Below are 18,749 nucleotides of genomic sequence, written 5' to 3'. Positions count from 1 at the left end.
CCCGGGCTTTACTGCGCCAACCACTCCAACGCAATCCCGACTCTGGACGTCTGCCGGCGATCCGTCGGCTGAACCGCAGTCTGGCCATCCATCTGCCGACGATAACCATTCGGGCTGACCCCCAGATGCTTTTGAAACGCCCGACGCATGCGCTCTTCGCGGCCAAAACCCACGGTTTCGGCAATGCGCTTGATCGGCTCATGGGTGCTTTTCAGCAATCGACCCGCCGCCTCCAGCCGCACGTGCTCGACCGCTTGCGCGGGTGTCTGCCCAGTGGCTGCAACATACGCACGGGCGAAGTGGCGCGGGCTCATGCCGAATTGCTCGGCCAGCCGTTCGACGCGCAAATCACCCTTCAGGTTAGCGGCAATCCATGCATGCAGACGGGCCAGACGTACGTCTGGGTCGGTGCGCAAGGCGTTGGATTGCGCGTTGAGTGAAGCGCTCAGTTGCGGATGTTCCGCGCCACGCCACAAAAATACGGTGAAATACCGCGCCAATGTCAGCGCTGCTTGCGCGCCGAGGTCCTGTTCCACCAAGCCAAGAGCGAGGTCGATGCCCGCGGTGGCGCCGCCGCACGTCCACAGATTGTCGTCGTGCAGGTACAACGCATCGGTCTGACAGCGCACCGCCGGGTAGCGCGCCTGCAGTTCAGCGGCGAATTTCCAATGCGTCACCACTTGCCGACCATCGAGCAACCCGGCGGCGGCCAGGGCAAACGTGCCGGTGCCTATCGAGCACAGCCGGCGAATATGCGCCGAGCGAACGCGCAGCCAGTCACAGGCCTGTTGATCGGCCTCCAGCGCGGCCATGCCCGGACCGCCCGCGACGATCAGGGTGTCGATCACCGGGGCGAGTTGGTCGATCTGCTCAAGCGAGCACGTCGACACCGTAATCCCCGAGATCGACATGACCGCGCCACCCTGCGGCGACGACATCAGCAACCGATAGGGCGGATGGCTGCTGAAGTGGCCGCCCAACACGCGCGGTATCGCCGCGAAGACTTCCAGCGGCCCGGCCGCATTGAGTAACAACAGGTCATCGAAGGCCAACACCACGACGGTGCGCAACGGTTGCGGCACGATGTCCGCCGTGGCAGCAAAGGAGGGGTGTTTGGCATGGAGCGGCACGGCGGGCCTCGACATACTGAGTTCACTGCAAAAAACGAGGGCATGACAATGCCGGTAAAACCTCTAGCTGCCAAGTATTCGCTGACCCGCCATGTCGCCCTGTGCCTGAACGCGCTGGTGTGCTGCGCGACGTTGCTGCTGAGCGCGCAGGCTTCTGCCGCTGAGACCACGCTGAAGGTCGGCGACCAGAGCGGTTTGACTCAGGCGTTGTTGCACGCCGCCGGTGAGGACAAGGACATTGCCTATGCGCTGTCATGGCATCCGTTTCTGGCCGGAACGACGCTGCTTGAAGCGTTGAGCGCCGGGGCGATCGATGTCGGTGTCGTCGGTAATGCGCCACCGGTATTCGCTCAGGCCGGCGGCTTCGATGTGCGCATTGTCGGCGTGGCCAGCGGCGCGCAGAACAACAATGCATTGCTGGTGCCCGAAGGCTCGACCGCCAAACAAGTCGCCGATCTGAAAGGTCAGCGCATTGCCGTGGCCAAGGGCAGCAGCGGCCACTATTTGTTGTTGGCTGCGTTACGTGAAGCCGGCCTCACGCCACGGGATGTCAACATCGCCTACGTCAGCCCGGTGGACGCACAAAATGCGTTCGCCAGTGGCAAGCTCGACGGCTGGGCGGTGTGGTATCCGTTTGTGGGGCAAGCCACGGCGCGTGGCGCGCGGGTACTGGTCGACGGCAGTGGCTGGCCGGAAACCGGGCTGAACTTCACCGTTGCCAGCCTGCAAACACTGGAAGATCCGCAACGGGCAGGGCCGTTGGGCGATCTGCTGGCAAGACTCGCCCGCGCTCAGGCTTGGGCCACCGCATACCCGCAAGCGTGGGCCGAGGTTTTTGCGCAAACCACCCGCCTGCCAGTTTCGCTGGTGCAAGAAATGCTGGCGAAGCAGGATCTTCGCTATGTGCCGATCGAATCCTCGGTCATCGCCTCGCAGCAGCATCTGGCCGACCTGTTTGCCACTGAACACCTGATTCCGCGACCGCTACAGGTCGAGCAAATCTTCGACGACCGCTTCAACAAGCTGCTGCCGAACAACCCATAACCCACTGAGTTCACCTTGCCGCGTTGCATGCGGCGGGGATTTTCACGCCTGGAGAAAAGTCATGCCTAATCTCGAAACCACCACCCTCAAGCGGCGCAAAACCGGTCTGATCGCTGTCGATCATGCCCGCAGTGCCGGCGGTTACACGCTATTCGCCCCGCAAACGGCGGACGGCAATGTGTTCCTGATCGACCTCGACGGCGAAGTCGTGCACCGCTGGAAACTGCCGCAGCGTCCCGGTCGTGACGCGGTGATTCTGGCCAACGGCAACCTTGGCTACAACGGCAATCATCCCGATTCGCCGGACCTGTTCCCGGGCTGGTCGGTGTGGCACGGCGGTGCTTTCAGCGAAGTTACCCCCGAGGGCGAAGTGGTCTGGCAGCACACCGATCTGCTCCATCACCACGATGCGCAGTGGCTGGATAACGGCCATCTGCTCTACACCACGGCCGAGCCGTTGAGCGCAGAGCTGGCCAAACGCGTGGTCGGCGGGATTCCCGGCAGCGAGGCGCCAGGCGGGGTGATTTATGCCGACGTGGTCAAGGAGATAGATCGTCAAGGCAATGTGGTCTGGGAGTGGCGCAGCTGGGAACACCTGCAACCTGAAGACTATCCGCTGCACGCGGCTTTCGAACGGCATCACTGGCCAATGACCAATGCCGTTACCCCGGGCCGCGACGGCAAGGTGATCCTCAGCCTGCGCAGCGTGTCTTCGGTGATTGCCGTGCAACGTGGCAGCGGAGAAGTGTTGTGGCGTCTGGGCCACGATCTGGTGGCCCAGCAACATTGCCCCAGCGAGCTGGAAAACGGCAACGTGCTGGTCTTCGACAACGGCATCTTCCGCCCACACGTGAGCATGCCGCACTCGCGCATCGTCGAAATCAACCCGCACACCCAACGCATCGAATGGCAATACGCCGACACCCCGGGCTATGCGTTTTTCACCCCGTTCATGGGCGGTGCACAGCGTTTGCATAACGGCAACACACTGATCACCGAAGCCAATTTCGGTCGGCTGTTCGAAGTGACGCCTGCCGGCGAAGTGGTCTGGGAATACGTCAATCCGCACTTCGCGACCTATCCCGATGCCGCCTCCCGACGTTATCTGCCGGGCGAGAACAACGCGATCTTCCGTGCCCACCGTTATCAGCGCGCAGACCTTGCATGGCTGCGTGACTGAGTACACCGCGACATCCACCGCAACGATCACGCTCACGCAGGCCACGCGCAGCGAAGTATCGACTCCTCTCGAAGAGCTGCCCGGTGCAGCTCCAGGAACCACCGATGAATCTTCTTTATTCGCGCAACTTTTCCGCTGGCGCCCTGGGTTTGTGTTCGTTAATGCCGTTGCTGCCAGCAACCGCCAGTGATTTACCCGACAACAGCGATGTGCTGCAAACCATCACGGTCGAATCCCGCCACCGTAGCGAAGATGCTCAGCAAGTGCCGACCGCTATGAGCGTGCTCGGCGCACAGACGCTTGAGGAGCAGCGCCTGTATCGCCTGCAGGATTTGCAGCAGGCGATGCCGAGCGTCAACGTCGCGTTCATGCACGCGCGGCAGTCGAGCCTGTCGATTCGCGGCCTGGGCAATAATCCGGCGAGCGATGGCCTCGAAGGCAGCGCCGGGATCTATCTGGACAATGTCTATCTGGGGCGCCCCGGCATGGCCGTTTTCGACTTGCTCGATGTTGAGCAGATCGAACTGCTGCGCGGTCCGCAAGGCACTTTGTTCGGCAAGAACACCACGGCCGGCGTATTGAACATCACCACACGGCGTCCTTCATCGACGCCGCAAGGCAGCTTCGCCAGCTCAGTGGGCGAGGACGGCTATTCGCAAAACCAGGCGAGTTTTTCCGGGCCTTTGAATGACTCGCTGACCGGGCGCATTGCTGCCTATAAGACTTACGAAAACGGCTACGTGAAAAACCAGTTTGACGGCCATGAACTTGGCGGTGGCGTGCGTCAGGGCGTGCGCGGGCAACTGCTGTTGCAGCCCAACGACGATTTCAATCTGCGCTGGCTAGCCGATTATCACGAAGAGGACTCCAGCGCTGGCACGCGCTCGTTGTTCAGCACCGGGCCGACCATCAACGGCATCAACCGTTATGAGGCGCGCGCAGCAGCGGTCGGCGCGACGCTGGTGGACGGGCGCCGGGTCAATCTCGATGCCGATCAGAACGTCACCGTATTTCAGGGCGGCACGTCGCTGGAGGCCAACTGGAATCTGGCCGGTGGCTACACGTTGACCTCGATCAGCGCCTATCGCTGGTGGGATTTCACCCCACGCAACGATGATGAACTCAACGTCGACGTGATGGACAACGTCGGCCAATCGGCACGCGACAAGCAATATTCGCAAGAGATACGCCTGGCTTCGCCGGTCGGGGAACATTTTGACTACGTGCTGGGCGCGTATTACTTCCGTCAGGAAATGAGCAACAAGGTCTTCACCGACTACGGCCCCTTGGCCGACACCTGGAATGGCACTCCGCAAGGTGCATTGAACAATGTCACCAGCATCGGCCATGGCGATGTCGATACCGACAGTTTCGCCACCTTCGCCCAAGGCACCTGGCACCTGACACCGCGCCTGGATTTCAGCCTTGGCGTGCGCGGGACCTATGAACGCAAACTGGCGCAAGTAACGCGCAACGTGCCAGTCGGCGGTGCCAGCGTCAGCGGATCAGCCGCTGCCGCCAGGGCAGGGCGTGTGGGCGCTTATGACTCCGGCGGTTTGAGCCTCTACAGTTTCAGCCCTTCGGCATTGGCCAGTCTGGCCTGGCACGTCAACGATCAGGTGCTGGCGTATGCCTCGTTGTCGCACGGCGAGAAGTCGGGTGGCGTCAATCTCAGCGTGGCGAGTGCGCCGGTGGCAGGTGCCGATTCGCTGTTGATTGGCAGCGAGCGCGCCAACGATGCCGAGCTGGGCATCAAGACCACGCTGCTCGATCAGCGTCTGTTGCTCAACGCCAATCTGTTCTGGACAGTGGTGCACGGCTATCAGACCAATGCCTACGATGACGTCACCCTCAGCAGTTACCTGACCAACGCCGGCACGGTGCGCAGCCGTGGTGTAGAACTCGACAGCAGTTGGCGCCCGGTTCAAGGCCTGACGATCAACATCAACGGCTCCTTCAACGACGTGCGGTATCTTTCATATGACGATGCGCCGTGCCCCGCTGAAGTCGCCTTGCGCCCGGGCGCACCGGCCGCTTGCGACCTGAGTGGCCACGCGGTGGTGGGCGCGTCGAAATGGATCTACAACACCAGCGCCAGTTATCAATGGAATCTGGATAACGGCCTGCAACCCTACGTCAACGGCAACTACGCGTGGCGCTCGCATGCGGTGGGCACCATCGATGATTCACGTGACGCGCAGTTGCCCGGTTATGCATTGGTCAACCTCTCGACCGGTGTGCGCGGCGATTGGGGCAAGGGGCAGTGGGACGTGTCGTTGTGGTTGAAAAACGCCTTCGACAAGACTTACTACACCACCTTGTGGAATTCACCGAACGGCGCCTACACCGGCGTATTGGGCACACCGCGAACGCTGGGCATGACCGCGCGTTATGATTTTTGAGCGGGCGACGCTATAAGTTGCCGACGCCACCGTCGACCAGCAGCTCGCTGCCCACCACGTACGTCGATTCGTCCGAGGCCAGGTAAACCGCAGCTTTCGCCAGTTCCCACGGAGTGCCCATCCGGCCGATGGGCACCAATTGGCGGATTCGTTCACGCAACGCATCCTGCTCGGCGGCGGGCAAGCCAAGCTTGTCCAGCGCCGCCGTTTCAGTAGGGCCGGGGCTGAGTCCGTTGACGCGGATGCCGCGCCCGATCAGCTCGCCGGAAAGCGTCCGCGCCAAGGACAACAGACCAGCCTTGCTCGCGGCATAGGCGTTGCTCTGGGCGAGGCCGATTCTGGCGGCGACCGATCCACAGAGAATCACCGACGATGGATTCGCCAGCAACGGCAGCAGTGCCTTGATCAGGAAGAACGGGCCTTTGAGATTGGTCTGCATGAGCTGATCCCAGCTCGCTTCGTCCCAGTCCTCGATCGAGCGGTGCGTGACGTCACCGGCGTTGATGAACAACACGTCCAGCCGCGACCACAGTTCGCCAATCTGTCGGGCCAATGCCAACTGGCCTGCGACATCACCGGCATCGCTGCGAATGGCGAGGATACGCTCGCCGAATTCTTCCCTGACGGCCGCCAGGGCTTCTTCGCTGCGTCCAGTGACCGCAACGGTTGCACCTTCCTCGAGGAACTGGCGCGCGGTTTCCAGGCCAATGCCCGCCGTGCCGCCGGTGATCAACGCGAATTTGTTTTTCAGTCTCGACATGTGCTGCATCCCTGTAATGAGCTGGAGAGGCCATTCTCAGAGCGTTAGTATCCTTTGACCAGTAGGCACCTTTTGCATACCAAGGCACGGATGTGATCCTCATGAACAAACAATCAGCACTGCAAACTGCGATACCGAGCTGTCCGATGGTGGACTTCGTCAGCCTGATCTCCGGCAAGTGGGCGATTCCGATTCTTTATCGGTTGATCGTGCTCGATTGCCCGGTGCGTTTCAGTGAATTGCAGCGCGCCGTCGCGCCGATTACCCAGAAAGAACTGACCCGGCAACTGCGCCTGTTCGAACAGCGCGGGCTGGTGACGCGCACGGTGTACGCCCAGGTGCCACCGCGCGTGGAGTACCGGATCACGGCGCTGGGCCAGACCCTGCGCGAGACATTGGACTCCTTGGCGCAGTGGATGCGCGTGAATGCCGATCAACTGCGAGATCCCGTGGTTCGCAGCGTCTGAGACTTTTTCATATGCACGGTCGTAAATTTAGCGGGTTGCTCGCGTGAAATTTATTCTGTAGATTTTCATGAAATTATAAAAAGATAATTTCACGAGGTCGCGAATGTTTCAGCAATCCACGCAGCACGTCGACAGCTATTACGCCCACAGTTGCGCCGATATCCTGTGCACCCGACCTGCGCTGGCAGGCGAACAACAGACTGACGTTGTGATCATCGGCGCAGGCTTCAGTGGCCTGCACACAGCGTTGCGCCTGGCGCTGGCCGGTAAACGCGTGACCTTGCTGGAGGCCAGTCGGGTGGCGTGGGCTGCTTCGGGGCGCAATGGCGGGCAGGCGATTCTCGGCTGGTCGTGCGACATGCCGCCGCTGGAAGCTGCGCTGGGCCATGAACGGGCCAGGCGCCTGTGGGATGGCATGCGCTGGGCTGCCGAGGAATTGCGGGCGTTGCCGGCGCGCCATGGTTTCGATTGCGATTATCGGCCCGGGCATTTGTGGACGTCGGTCATGCCGCGTCGAGTCAGCCTGCTGCGCGAATGGCAACACGAGGCCAGCCACAAATGGGGCCACGACGCCTTGCAGTTCATCCCTCGTGAAGAGCTGCCGGCGTGGGTCGCCAGTGATCGTTATCAGGCCGGGCTGTACGACCCGGAAGGTGCGCACCTCAATCCTTTGAAACTGGCCCTCGGCCTCGCCGCCGCCATCGAGCGTGCCGGCGGCCAGATTCATGAACAAAGCAAAGCGCTCAATTATCAGGAGGAGGGCAGTGGTTTTCGGGTCAACACCGAGCGTGGTTCGGTTCGCGCCGATGTGCTGATCCTCGCCTGCAACGCTTATCTGGATGAACTCGATCCGCAACTGTCCAGCTGCATCTTGCCGGTGGGCACTTATCAAGTCGCCACGGCGCCACTGACAGCCGAACAAGCCTGCACATTGCTGCCGAGTAACGTCTGCGTGACCGACAACCAGTTCGTCCTCGATTACTTCCGGCGTACCCCCGATCACCGTCTGTTGTTCGGCGGCGGCTGCACCTATCTCGGCGGTATGCCCAAGGATATTGCGGCGGCGACCCGGCCATTTCTGCAGTGGGTCTTCCCGCAACTGAAAGGCGTCGACGTCGAATTCGCCTGGGGCGGGCACATCGATCTGACCCTCAAACGCACGCCTGATGTCGGACGCGAGGGCAACCGGTACTGGCTGCAAGGTTATTCCGGCCACGGCGTGTTGCCGACGCTGGCCGCCGCCCGCGCGGTATCTGATGCGATTCTCGGCGACGCCGACGAGTTGGCGTTGTACCAAAGCCTGAGCAACGGCCGTTTCCCCGGCGGCAAACACTTCGCGGCGCCGCTGGAAGCCATCGGCAAAGCCTGGTATCGACTGCGCGACAGCGTCTGATGAGACATTTTGCGGAGCCTTTTCTGGAACCCCGACCATGAACAAGCAAGAAGAAATTGCCGCGCTGGCGATCCTCATCCACGACCTGCGCAAACACAAGAAGTGCACCCTTAAGGAACTGGCCGACAGGATCGGGCGCTCGGTGGGTTTTCTCTCGCAAGTCGAGCGCGGCCTGTCACGGCCAACCGTCGCCGACCTGACCGCGATCAGCGAAACCTTTGGCGTGCCGACCACCTACTTCTACAGCCTGCCCAAACCCAAAGAGCTGCCGTGGGTGACGCGCCCGGACGAGCGCCGCACGTTGTATTACGCCAACGGCATTACCGACATTCTGGTGTCGCCACAGATGCGCGCCTCGTTTTCGATGCTCGAAAGTCATCTGGAAGCAGGCGCCAGCAGTGGCGACCGGCATTTGACGGACAGCTCGGAGCAGGGCGGTTACGTGCTCGAAGGCGAGCTGACGCTGTGGCTCGGCGATGACCCGGAACCGACCACGCTGAAGGCCGGCGACAGCTTTCAGTTCGACAGCCACACCCGTTGCCGCTACGGCAATCTCACCGAACAGCTCACGCGAGTGCTGTGGGTCTACACCTGAGAACAATAAAGGATGAACACGATGGACGCTGTCTGCGCCGACCTGCTGGCTGAAGTGCGTGCGTTTCGCCAACAACACCCTGAAGTGCGTTATGTCGAGCTGATTTCCCTGGACATCCCCGGGCATTTTTACGGCAAGCGCTATCCCGTCGACATGCTCGAAAAAGTCGCGGCGGGCAGTGCACTCAAATTGCCGCAGAACTGCGTGTTGCTGGGCGTGCAGGGCGGGCTGTTCAAGATTGGCGATTACTGCTTCAACGACGGCGATCCGGATGCGCTGCGGCGGTTGGTGCCGGGCACATTGAAACCGGTGACCTGGGAAGCGCAGCCGCTGGGACAGATGTTGATCACCTCGGACGGCACCGAAAAGCCGATTGAATTCGAACCGCGTGAAGTCCTCGCGCAGGTGCTGAACCGGCTGGCGCGCAAAGGCATTCATCCGGTGGTGGCGTTTGAGCTGGAGTTTTATCTGTTCGATAAAAAGCTGCGCGACGGCCTGCCGCAATTCCCCCGTGACGAACTGAGCGACGACGCTGATGATCAGCCGAACATGCACATTGAACGCCTATCGCGGTTTGCCCCGGTGCTGGATGACATGGTCGAGGCGACGCGGGCGCAAGGTATCGATGCCACGGTGATCACTGCGGAGCTTGGGCCGGGTCAGTTCGAAATCAATTTCGGCCACCTCGATGACGGTTTGCGTGCGGCCGATTGGTCGGCGTTGTTCTGCCGCAGTACGCGCGGGGTTGCCCTCAAACACGGTTATCGCGCCAGTTTCATGGCCAAACCTTATTTGCAGCACCCGGGCAGCGGCATGCATGTGCATGTCAGCCTTTACGACGCGGCGGGCAATAATCTGCTCGCGGCGAATCAGCAACAGCCGTTGCGCCATGCCGTGGCGGGGTGCCTGGAATTGTTGCCGCACAGCATGCCGATCTTCGCCCCGAACCAGAATGCCATGCGCCGTTTGGGCGGCACGGTCAATACGGCGACCCAGGCGAGTTGGGGTTTTGAGGATCGCGATGCCTGCTTGCGCATTCCTGAATCGGACGCGAAGAACCTGCGCATCGAATATCGCCTCGCCGGAGCGGATGCCAATCCGTATCTGGTGCTGGCAGCGATTCTGGTGGGCATGGAACATGGGCTGCAAGCACGCAAAGAGCCGATTGCGCCGCTGAATGAGGATCGCAGCAGCGGCATTGATTTCCCCAAGGAGATGTTTGAAGCCGTGCGCGCAATGCAGCATCAGCCGCAGTTGCGTGAAGGCTTGGGTGCCGAGTTTGTCGATGTCTATTGCGAGAACAAACGCCAGGATCATCAGGCGTTCATGCAGGAGATCAATGCGCGGGAGTATCGGTGGTATTTGTGATTGATCTTGTAATATCTTGAAACATTCGACCGAAGGCAGGGGTCAACAGAGTTCATCCCCTGCCAGAAGTCCCCATGAAAACACCTCGTCCCTCCGCACGCCTGGAAACCCTTTCGCAACTGCGAAACTTCAAGATGGCGAGGTCGGCTCATGCTTATGTTCGGGGCAGCACCGTGCAGTTTTATGAATGGCTGCACAGCCAGCCCGGCCGGCGCCTGCCGCACGGACCGGCGGTGTGGATCTGCGGCGATTGTCACGCCGGTAACCTCGGGCCCACTGGCGATTTGAAAGGGCGGATCGACATCCACATTCGTGACCTGGATCAGACCGTCATTGGCAACCCCGCGCACGATCTCGTCAGGCTGGCGTTGTCACTGGCCACGGCAGCGCGTGGCTCCGATCTGCCCGGCGTCGCCACCGCGCGCATGCTCGAAGAAATGATGCGCGGCTACGAGCAGGCCTTTGTCGACGATGTCGATAAAGAACCGCCGCGCCCGGCGCAAGTGAAGGCGGGCATGCGCAACGCCGTGCAACGCACCTGGAAGCATCTGGCGCAGGAACGCATCGAGAACACCCAACCGACGATTCCTTTGGGCAAACACTTCTGGTCACTTTCGCGCGCAGAACGTGCGGCGCTGAAGACCCTGTACTCGACCGATGAAATCCATGGTTTGGTGACTGCTTTGAAAGGCCGGTCGAAGGATGACCGCGTCAAATTGCTCGACTCGGCGTACTGGGTCAAAGGCTGCAGCTCTTTGGGTTTGAACCGTTACGCAGTGCTTTTGGGCGTGGGCGACGACGATGATCAGGACTTCTGCCTGCTCGATATCAAGGAAGCAGTGGCCGCTGCTGCACCGCGTGCGGCCAGGGCGCGGATGCCGCGTGACAACGGTAAACGGGTGGTCGAAGGGGCGCGGTTTCTATCGCCGGGATTGGGTAACCGAATGATTGCGACACGGGTGCTCGACCACGGTTTTTTTATCCGCGAATTGCTGCCGCAAGACATGAAGCTGGAACTCGATCAGTTGAGCCAACGCGATGCCATGCTGGCAGCGGGTTATCTGGCGCGAGTGGTCGGGATCGCCCATGCACGGCAAATGGACCTGGCGACGCGGGCTTCATGGATGCGCGATCTGCAGGCGTGCCGTTCAAAGACCCTCGATGCGCCGTCGTGGTTATGGTCGAGCGTTGTGCAGTTGGTCGGCAGTCACGAGAAAGGCTATCTGGAGCATTGCCGCCGGTATGCACTGCAACACTGAAACCACTGAGATCCTGAAATCCCTGTAGGAGCTGCCGAAGGCTGCGATCTTTTGATCTTTCTTTCAGATCAAAAGATCGCAGCCTGCGGCAGCTCCTACACAGGGTTGGGGGTTAGAGGGCGGCTTTTACTTGCAGGCCCACGACCAGGGCGTTGTCGATGTCTTGTCCGGAGAACGCGCCCGGTTCGATGATGTATTGCACGTTCGGGCGCAGGGTCAGCCAAGGTGTGGCTTGATAGCCGTAACCGAGTTCGATCAATTGTTCAGCGCTGTCCAGATTGGGGAACGCGGCGCCATTGGCGAGCGCGGCGTCTTGCTGCACATCGCGGCTGCGCGGGTTGGGTACGGCGCGGCCATAACCCAGCGCGACGGTGTCATGCGGGCGGCCCTCGAACGGTTTGTACAGAACCACGCCGGTGCCGTACCACTTGCTGAACGGCGAGGCTGCTTCGCTAGCTGCCGAGTACTGACCGAAAGCGTGCAGACTGCGGCCTACAGACGAGGGTGAACTCCACACGGCCTGATCGACCAGCAGGTAATGACCGCCACGACCGGACACGTCTTTGTCGCTGCCGATGCGTTTCACGTCGGAGCTGTCGTAGTAGTAACCGACCTTGTATTCGCCGGGCAGCTCACCGGCGTGCTTGTACACCAACTCGATCGGCACCACGGTGCCCGTCGTGTGTTTCGGGCCAAGGTGCCAGGCGCGGCTGGAGTTGCCGTTACTTTCCGGGTCGACGTTGAACGCCGCCACGCGCAATTGCCAGGACGACGACAGGTCGTACTTCACCCGCACGCCCAAGTGCGCATTGGGGTAGTTGGTCCAGCCGCTGCCGCCGGACATGTTCAGCGGATGCCCGCAGAAACCGGCGTTCATGAAGTTGCAGAGAATGCCGCTGTCGAGGCCACCGAGGTCGTTGCCCATGGCCATGTAGCCGAGTTTGACGTTGAGCGCGGGGGTGAACAGGCTGCGCTCGTAACTGAGTTCGGTCAGGCGCGTGTACAGGCCACCGTAGTTTTCCTGGATCGGCAGACGGTTGCCGACCAGGTCTTCCGAGGCGCTGTTGCCACGACGGTCGTTGATGGTCAGCTGGACTTTGCCGGCGTTGTCGAAGCCGTACAACTTGCTCAGGTCGAACTGCACACCGAGCTTGATGTTCTGCGAGTAGCGCGCCGAGCGATGCAAGCCACCATCAGCGTTGTAGGCGGTTTCGCCGCTGTAGTCGCCGGTGAACTTGACGCCTTGTTCATCCATTTGGTGACGCAAGCCACCCCAGTCACCGGTGAGGGTGCTGCGGGTCAACAGATCGGAATCGTCAGCGGCCAGCGCGGGGAGGGCGGTGGTGCAAGTCAGGCCCAGCAACAGGCCTTTGAACAGGTCGGAACGAGAGAAACCAACAGCCAAAACCATGTGAATCTTCCTGCTGAAAACATGTGCGCAATAGAACGAAGCGCGGTGCCCTCAGGCACCGCGTTTTACGATGTGCCCACGCAGTAATCGCGTGGGCCGGTGGCAGCAACGGGTTACGGCAAGGCGTAGGCCATGACGTAATCGCCACGATCCGTCGACTGGCGCGCGCCGCCGGCGGTGATGACGATGTACTGCTTGCCGGTTTTCGGCGAAACGTACGTCATCGGGCCGCCCTGGCTGCCGACGGGCAGACGTGCCTTCCAGATTTCTTCACCGTTGCCGCTGTTGAATGCGCGCAGGTAGAAGTCCTGGGTGCCGGCGATGAAGATCAAGCCACCTTGGGTCGACAGGGTGCCGCCGAGCGTTGGCAGACCGATCTTGATCGGCAGGTGCATGCGGATGCCCAGTGGACCGGTGTCTTCAACCGTGCCGACCGGAACCTGCCAGGCGATTTTCTGGGTTTTCATGTCGATCGCGGTCAGCGTGCCGAACGGTGGCGCCTGACACGGAATGCCGGCCACCGACAGGAAGCGGTTCTTGTTCACGGCGTAAGGCGTGCCTTTCAGCGGAACGGCGCCCATGCCGGTGTTCAGCGCTTCGCCACCGCCAGCGGCCTGGCCTTTGTTCTGCGACGGGATCATCTGAATCCACAGACCCAGGCGCATGTCATTGACGAAGATGAAACCGTGCACCGGGTCAGTCGAGATGCTGCCCCAGTTCATGCCGCCCAGCGAACCCGGGAAGCTCAACGATTTGTCCATGCCCGGCGCGGTGTACAGGCCGTCGTAACGCATGCCTTTGAAGTCGATGCGGCAGAGCAACTGGTCGTACGGTGTTGCGCCCCACATGTCCGCTTCGGTCAGGTGCTGCGCACCGATCTGCGGCATTCCCAGCGATTTCGGCTGGGTAGGGGAGTACGGTTCGTTCGGGATGTTCGCCGCTTTGACCGGCACTTCTTTCACGTCAGTCAGTGGTTTGCCGGTGGCGCGGTCGAGGACGTAGATCTGCCCGGCCTTGGTGCCGATGACCAGTGCGGGAACGGTTTTGCCGTCCTTGGTGAAGTCGATCAGGCTCGGCTGCATCGGCAGGTCGAAGTCCCAGAGATCGTTGTGCACGGTCTGGAACACCCAGCGCTCGGCGCCGGTCGTGGCGTCCAGCGCGAGGATCGAGGCGCCGTAAGTGTGATCCAGTTTGCTGCGCTCGACACCATAGATGTCGGTGGACGAACTGCCCATCGGCAGGAATACGGTGTTAGTGGCCGGGTCGTAGGACATCGGTGCCCAGCTGTTCGGCGTGCTGCGCACGTAAGTGCTGCCGTCTGCCGGGGCCTTTTTATCTTGCGGGTTGCCCGGGTCGAACGCCCAGCGCATGGCGCCTGTGATCACGTCGAAACCACGGATCACGCCACCTGGCATGTCGGTCTGCACGTTGTCCGCCACGCGACCGCCAACCACCACGGTGGTGCCGGCCATCAACGGCGCGGAAGACAACTGATAGTAGCTGTCCGGCACATCGCCGAGGCCAGCCTTCAGATCAACCTGGCCATTGGTGCCGAAATTCTCACAGAACTCACCGGTGTCAGCATCGACCGCGATCAGGCGGGCATCGATGGTGTTGGTCAGCAGACGGCGTCGGCAATTGGCGGCCGGCTCCGGTTTGGCTTCGATGATCGTCGAATTGCTTGGCTGGGCGATAGAAGCGGTGGCATCGAAATACGCCATGCCACGGCAGCGCTGCCAGACTTTCGACTTCGCGTTGATCGAGTTCTTCCACAGTTCTTTGCCGGTGTCGGCATCGAGTGCGATCAAATTGTTGTGCGGGGTGCAGATGAAGACTTTGTTGCCGATTTGCAGTGGGGTCAGCTGATCTTCAGCACCGTTGCCATCGCTCTCGGCGACGTCACCGGTGTGATAGGTCCAGGCAACTTTCAGCTTGTCGACGTTGTTGCGGTTGATCTGGTCCAGCGCTGCGAAGCGGCTGCCACCTTCGGTATTGCCGTAGTGCGCCCAATCTTTTTGCGCCTTGTCCGGTTCAACCGGAGTCAGGCCCGGGCCAGTGCCGGTGGCAGCAACGGTCGGATGTGCGACGAACATGTTGCCAGCCGCCACAGCCACGCCAACCGCCAGCACCGCAGCCACGGCGTAAGTGCCGCGACCCGCAACGCCGCCGTTGGCACGTTTGAGTAGCGGATAAACCAGCGCCACGACCAGGCCGATCACACTGAACATGAACAGGCGCGAGAACACTGGCCAGAACACCAGACCGGCATCGCTGACAGCCCAGATCGCCGTCCCGACCAGGAACGCTGCAAACAACCAGGCACCGCTCAGTTTGAAGCGCGCGATCAGCAGACCGGAAACGGCCATGACCAAGCCACCCACCAGGAAGTACCACGACCCTCCCAGGCTGACCAACTTCACGCCGCCCGCAGCCAGCGCCAAGCCGAGCAGGACGATGACGACGCCCAGCCCGACCAGAATGAATTTTGATATGCCCGAGAGGCGTTGACTCTGCTTCACGTTGAGTGTCCCGTTGAAATGAGATGGCCATTATATAGTTAGTTAACTATCCAGTTAAATCATCAATTCGGCGTAAAGCGCAGATCACTGCCGAATGGTCTGTCTTTCAACGGGAAGCGCGCTCTTCAACGGGCGGGATAAATTCGAGAAATCTCAAAAAACAGCGTTTTCGCCAAATAAACCGTAAGTTATGACAGCCAGCGATTCCTTGTAGGAGCTGCGGCACGCTGCGATCTTTTGATCTTTAAACAATCAATATCAAAAAATCGCAGCGCGCCGCAGCTCCTACAAAGGCTGTGGGGAAGCTTCGCTGCGCCGTTCAGTGTCCAAAGAATCACGCTGCATCGACTGCAGGTTTTTCTCGATGGTTTCGCACAACGCTTCCATCTGAATCTGATGTTCGCTGTGGCGAAACGGACTCTGCAGATCCGTGCCAATGCGCTCGATGGCCAACAGCATAAAACCGACCACGGTCGAGGCCAGCGGCGTGAACCAACCCAACGATTCCACCAGTCCCACTGGCACGATCAGGCAGAACAGCGAAATAAACAGGCGCGGAAAATACACATAAGGGTAGGGCAGCGGCGTATTGGCGATCCGCTCCATACCGCCCTGACTGTTCGAAAGGTCCACCAGCGTCGACTCCAGCCGTGCCAGACGAATGCTGTCCAGCCGCCCGGCCTTGTATTCCCGCGCCAGGAGCGCAGCGGAGCCGGTGAGAATGTCGTTGGCGAAATTATTGGTCGTGCCACTGCGGGCGAATTCATCAGCGGGAATAAACGCCCGGATTTCATCGGGACAAGGCAAACCTTGCAGATGCGCCGCGAGGCAATTGACGTAAGCAACGTGGCGGCGCAACAACGTCGACTTGACCGGATTCACCTCGCTGCCGGGGTCATCCAGCAACGTCAGCACCTGCCGGGCGAAGCTGCGCGAACTGTTGATCATCGAGCCCCACAATGTCCGCGCCTCCCACCAGCGGTTGTAGGCGCTGCTGTTACGAAAACTGATCAGCACGATCAATGCCGAACCCAATAACGTCAGGGGCATCAGCGGCAAATTCAGCTTGGCGTTGAGAAACAGCATGAAGTCGACCGTGACCGCGATGTCCCAGAGCAACAGCCAGAACAACGCCCAGCCGACATAGCCCAGGGTCTTGATGATCAGACGGTATTTTTTGACGATGGCAGCTTTCAAACGGAAACCTCGTGGCGAGCGGGAAGCATTGATGCCTTAGCTCGGACGGCGGTATGCGGTGAAAGGTTCGGCGCTGCAATGCAGCGATTGTTCGTCCGGATGTGTACTCAGGCATTCATGCTTACGCGGGGGGGAAACGACAGCCGCTGGCTTTTTTACAACATTTCGATCAACTCAAATTCCTCTGCCACAAGTTCCATGGCCTCGTTGAACGAGCCCTCTCTTTGGAAAAAATCTTTATGACCTTGCATCCAGTACCTGAGGCTGAGATCCCCTTCACCTTCCTTTCTAGCAAGGTTCTGATCCACATCGCAGTACCGAACGATGCGCATCGAAGTAACTCGAGTGACACAGACAGGTTCGCCGTTACCATTTAGAACAATGTTGTAACCGCCGATAGTGGGCGGTTCACTTTCAAGTTTGAATGACGAAAGGGAGCTGCATGTCGCCGTTTTTACTCCTTTGGCGACCAGTTCTGCCAGCTTATCTGCCATTTCTGGAGTATCTCCAAACGGCCACGCAATGGCTCCGGGGTACCTGGCCTTTAAATCATCAATAATGCTCATCATTAAGTCCCTTTAAAAATCCCATGGTCATTCGACATGGCCTGCTACACCGCCGTACTTCAACTTTGCGGCCTCGATCGTCTGAGCCGTTCCAGCATCCTTATTTTGCGATGGCTTTGACTTGCGAGGCCGCTGAGGTCTCAGCCAACCATCACCTCATCCACCGCCTGCTCCAGCGTGCTCACCGTGCGCTCGATATTGTGCAGTTTTTCCAGCCCAAACAGGCCGATGCGGAAGGTCTGGAAGTCGGCCGGTTCGTCGCATTGCAACGGCACGCCGGCGGCGATCTGCAGACCGTGGTTGGCAAATTTCTTGCCGTTTTTGATGTCGGCATCGTCGGTGTAGCTCACCACCACACCTGGGGCCTGAAAGCCTTTAGCGGCCACGCTTTTGAAGCCCTTGCCGGTCAACATGGCGCGCACCTGATCGCCGAGCGCCTGTTGTTCGTCGCGAATCTTGTCGAAGCCGTAGACCTGCGTTTCTTTCATCACCTCGTTAAACCGCGCGAGGGAATCGCTGGGCATGGTCGCGTGGTAGGCGTGGCCGCCCTGTTCGTAGGCCTGCATGATTTGCAGCCATTTTTTCAAGTCGCAGGCGAAGCTACTGCTTTGCGTGTGCTCGATGCGCTCAAGGGCCAAAGGGCTGAACATCACCAGCGCGCAGCAAGGGGAGGCGCTCCAGCCTTTTTGCGGGGCGCTGATCAGTAGGTCGACGGCGCATTTGTGCATATCAACCCAAAGCGTGCCCGAGGCGATGCAGTCCAGCACGAACAGGCCACCCACTGCATACACGGCGTCGCCGACGGCTCGCAAATACTCGTCGGGCAGGATAATCCCGGAGGACGTTTCAACGTGGGGCGCGAAGACAATTTTCGGCTTATGCGCCGCGATGGCTGCCAGCACTTCGTCCAGCGGCGGTGGGGCATAGGCAGCCTGGTGACCGGCGTCGACGGGGCGAGCTTTCAGCACCGTGGTGGCCGCCGGGATGTTGCCCATCTCAAGGATCTGGCTCCAGCGATAACTGAACCAGCCATTGCGTATCACCAGGCATTGCTGGCCGGTCGCAAACTGCCGCGCCACCGCTTCCATGCCAAATGTGCCGCTACCCGGCACCACCGCAACCGCCTCGGCGTTGTAGACCTGTTTCAGGGTCTGGGAAATATTCTTCATCACCGCTTGAAAGGACTGCGACATGTGGTTCAGCGAGCGATCAGTGTAGACCACGGAGTACTCGACCAACCCCTCGGGATCGATACTGGGATAGAGCTTCGACATGGCGTGATTCCTTTGGCAGAGATGTCAGTGGTATCGACCCTGCCTTAAGCGTTGGGAAATGACAAGATTGCTGGCACGGGTCAGCGTGCGTGCCAATCAAATGTCTGGTGCACAGACCAGAGGGATGGAAGTGTAGGCAAGGGCAGGGATGCGCTCATTGAATTTCATAAATGAGATAGAGTGC

15 protein-coding genes are annotated in these 18,749 nt (G+C 60.3%); 8 read left to right on the top strand and 7 right to left on the bottom strand.

Going from position 1 to position 18,749, the window contains the following annotated elements:
• Nucleotides 1–8: 8 nt before the first annotated feature.
• Nucleotides 9–1,145 carry a GlxA family transcriptional regulator gene (locus QOL84_RS05345; RefSeq protein ID WP_283436465.1) on the bottom strand — a complete coding sequence of 379 codons (1,137 nt, stop codon included), beginning with the start codon at nt 1,143–1,145 and terminating at the stop codon, nt 9–11.
• 33 nt (nt 1,146–1,178) lie between these two features.
• Between QOL84_RS05345 and QOL84_RS05340 the strand changes: the two genes are divergently transcribed.
• The 3 genes from QOL84_RS05340 (at nt 1,179) to QOL84_RS05330 (ending at nt 5,756) form a co-directional block, all read left to right on the top strand.
• Nucleotides 1,179–2,174: an ABC transporter substrate-binding protein gene (locus QOL84_RS05340; RefSeq protein WP_283436464.1), complete on the top strand. Its 996-nt coding sequence runs from the start codon at nt 1,179–1,181 to the stop codon at nt 2,172–2,174.
• 61 nt (nt 2,175–2,235) lie between these two features.
• A complete protein-coding gene (locus tag QOL84_RS05335) occupies nt 2,236–3,354 on the top strand; it encodes an aryl-sulfate sulfotransferase (RefSeq protein WP_283436463.1) in 1,119 nt (372 codons plus the stop codon).
• 104 nt (nt 3,355–3,458) lie between these two features.
• A complete protein-coding gene (locus QOL84_RS05330; RefSeq protein ID WP_283436462.1) occupies nt 3,459–5,756 on the top strand; it encodes a TonB-dependent receptor in 2,298 nt (765 codons plus the stop codon).
• A 10-nt stretch (nt 5,757–5,766) separates the two neighbouring features.
• Here QOL84_RS05330 and QOL84_RS05325 read toward each other — a convergent pair whose 3' ends face one another.
• A complete protein-coding gene (locus tag QOL84_RS05325) occupies nt 5,767–6,516 on the bottom strand; it encodes an SDR family oxidoreductase (RefSeq protein ID WP_283436461.1) in 750 nt (249 codons plus the stop codon).
• Nucleotides 6,517–6,617: 101 nt separating this feature from the next.
• Between QOL84_RS05325 and QOL84_RS05320 the strand changes: the two genes are divergently transcribed.
• The 5 genes from QOL84_RS05320 to QOL84_RS05300 all read left to right on the top strand — a co-directional run bounded on the left by QOL84_RS05320 (nt 6,618) and on the right by QOL84_RS05300 (nt 11,598).
• Nucleotides 6,618–6,983, top strand: a complete 366-nt coding sequence (locus QOL84_RS05320) for a winged helix-turn-helix transcriptional regulator (RefSeq protein ID WP_129393846.1) — start codon at nt 6,618–6,620, stop codon at nt 6,981–6,983.
• 103 nt (nt 6,984–7,086) lie between these two features.
• Nucleotides 7,087–8,376, top strand: coding sequence for an NAD(P)/FAD-dependent oxidoreductase (locus QOL84_RS05315; RefSeq protein WP_283436460.1), 1,290 nt, complete (start codon nt 7,087–7,089; stop codon nt 8,374–8,376).
• 37 nt (nt 8,377–8,413) lie between these two features.
• Nucleotides 8,414–8,971: a helix-turn-helix domain-containing protein gene (locus QOL84_RS05310; protein WP_129393851.1), complete on the top strand. Its 558-nt coding sequence runs from the start codon at nt 8,414–8,416 to the stop codon at nt 8,969–8,971.
• 21 nt (nt 8,972–8,992) lie between these two features.
• Entirely contained in the window at nt 8,993–10,339 is a 1,347-nt protein-coding gene (locus tag QOL84_RS05305) for a glutamine synthetase family protein (RefSeq protein ID WP_129393853.1), read from the top strand.
• A gap of 74 nt (nt 10,340–10,413) precedes the next feature.
• A complete protein-coding gene (locus tag QOL84_RS05300; protein ID WP_283436459.1) occupies nt 10,414–11,598 on the top strand; it encodes a DUF2252 family protein in 1,185 nt (394 codons plus the stop codon).
• Between the two features lie 112 nt (nt 11,599–11,710).
• Here the strand turns inward: QOL84_RS05300 and QOL84_RS05295 are convergent, their stop codons facing one another.
• The 5 genes from QOL84_RS05295 to QOL84_RS05275 all read right to left on the bottom strand — a co-directional run bounded on the left by QOL84_RS05295 (nt 11,711) and on the right by QOL84_RS05275 (nt 18,565).
• Nucleotides 11,711–13,009 carry a carbohydrate porin gene (locus QOL84_RS05295; protein WP_283436458.1) on the bottom strand — a complete coding sequence of 433 codons (1,299 nt, stop codon included), beginning with the start codon at nt 13,007–13,009 and terminating at the stop codon, nt 11,711–11,713.
• Between the two features lie 113 nt (nt 13,010–13,122).
• Complete coding sequence (locus QOL84_RS05290) at nt 13,123–15,528, bottom strand: glucose/quinate/shikimate family membrane-bound PQQ-dependent dehydrogenase (RefSeq protein WP_283436457.1); 2,406 nt, start codon at nt 15,526–15,528, stop codon at nt 13,123–13,125.
• Nucleotides 15,529–15,813: 285 nt separating this feature from the next.
• Nucleotides 15,814–16,725 carry a bestrophin family protein gene (locus QOL84_RS05285; protein ID WP_129393861.1) on the bottom strand — a complete coding sequence of 304 codons (912 nt, stop codon included), beginning with the start codon at nt 16,723–16,725 and terminating at the stop codon, nt 15,814–15,816.
• A gap of 155 nt (nt 16,726–16,880) precedes the next feature.
• Nucleotides 16,881–17,291 (bottom strand): ASCH domain-containing protein, encoded by a 411-nt coding sequence (locus QOL84_RS05280; RefSeq protein ID WP_283436456.1) that lies wholly within the window; start codon nt 17,289–17,291, stop codon nt 16,881–16,883.
• 140 nt (nt 17,292–17,431) lie between these two features.
• Complete coding sequence (locus tag QOL84_RS05275) at nt 17,432–18,565, bottom strand: aminotransferase class V-fold PLP-dependent enzyme (RefSeq protein WP_283436455.1); 1,134 nt, start codon at nt 18,563–18,565, stop codon at nt 17,432–17,434.
• Between the last annotated feature and the right edge of the window lie 184 nt (nt 18,566–18,749).

Source organism: Pseudomonas helmanticensis, from assembly GCF_900182985.1.
Classification (GTDB): domain Bacteria; phylum Pseudomonadota; class Gammaproteobacteria; order Pseudomonadales; family Pseudomonadaceae; genus Aquipseudomonas; species Aquipseudomonas helmanticensis.
This window is presented reverse-complemented; position numbering and strand designations above follow the sequence as displayed.

What these genes read in the sequence shown, in the direction of transcription:
- QOL84_RS05320 (WP_129393846.1), top strand. Translation starts at nt 6,618, where the DNA reads ATGAACAAACAATCAGCACTGCAAACTGCGATACCGAGCTGTCCGATG.
- QOL84_RS05330 (WP_283436462.1), top strand. Translation starts at nt 3,459, where the DNA reads ATGAATCTTCTTTATTCGCGCAACTTTTCCGCTGGCGCCCTGGGTTTG.
- QOL84_RS05275 (WP_283436455.1), bottom strand. Translation starts at nt 18,565, where the DNA reads ATGTCGAAGCTCTATCCCAGTATCGATCCCGAGGGGTTGGTCGAGTAC.
- QOL84_RS05345 (WP_283436465.1), bottom strand. Translation starts at nt 1,145, where the DNA reads ATGTCGAGGCCCGCCGTGCCGCTCCATGCCAAACACCCCTCCTTTGCT.
- QOL84_RS05335 (WP_283436463.1), top strand. Translation starts at nt 2,236, where the DNA reads ATGCCTAATCTCGAAACCACCACCCTCAAGCGGCGCAAAACCGGTCTG.
- QOL84_RS05315 (WP_283436460.1), top strand. Translation starts at nt 7,087, where the DNA reads ATGTTTCAGCAATCCACGCAGCACGTCGACAGCTATTACGCCCACAGT.
- QOL84_RS05340 (WP_283436464.1), top strand. Translation starts at nt 1,179, where the DNA reads ATGCCGGTAAAACCTCTAGCTGCCAAGTATTCGCTGACCCGCCATGTC.
- QOL84_RS05295 (WP_283436458.1), bottom strand. Translation starts at nt 13,009, where the DNA reads ATGGTTTTGGCTGTTGGTTTCTCTCGTTCCGACCTGTTCAAAGGCCTG.
- QOL84_RS05300 (WP_283436459.1), top strand. Translation starts at nt 10,414, where the DNA reads ATGAAAACACCTCGTCCCTCCGCACGCCTGGAAACCCTTTCGCAACTG.
- QOL84_RS05310 (WP_129393851.1), top strand. Translation starts at nt 8,414, where the DNA reads ATGAACAAGCAAGAAGAAATTGCCGCGCTGGCGATCCTCATCCACGAC.
- QOL84_RS05280 (WP_283436456.1), bottom strand. Translation starts at nt 17,291, where the DNA reads ATGAGCATTATTGATGATTTAAAGGCCAGGTACCCCGGAGCCATTGCG.
- QOL84_RS05305 (WP_129393853.1), top strand. Translation starts at nt 8,993, where the DNA reads ATGGACGCTGTCTGCGCCGACCTGCTGGCTGAAGTGCGTGCGTTTCGC.
- QOL84_RS05325 (WP_283436461.1), bottom strand. Translation starts at nt 6,516, where the DNA reads ATGTCGAGACTGAAAAACAAATTCGCGTTGATCACCGGCGGCACGGCG.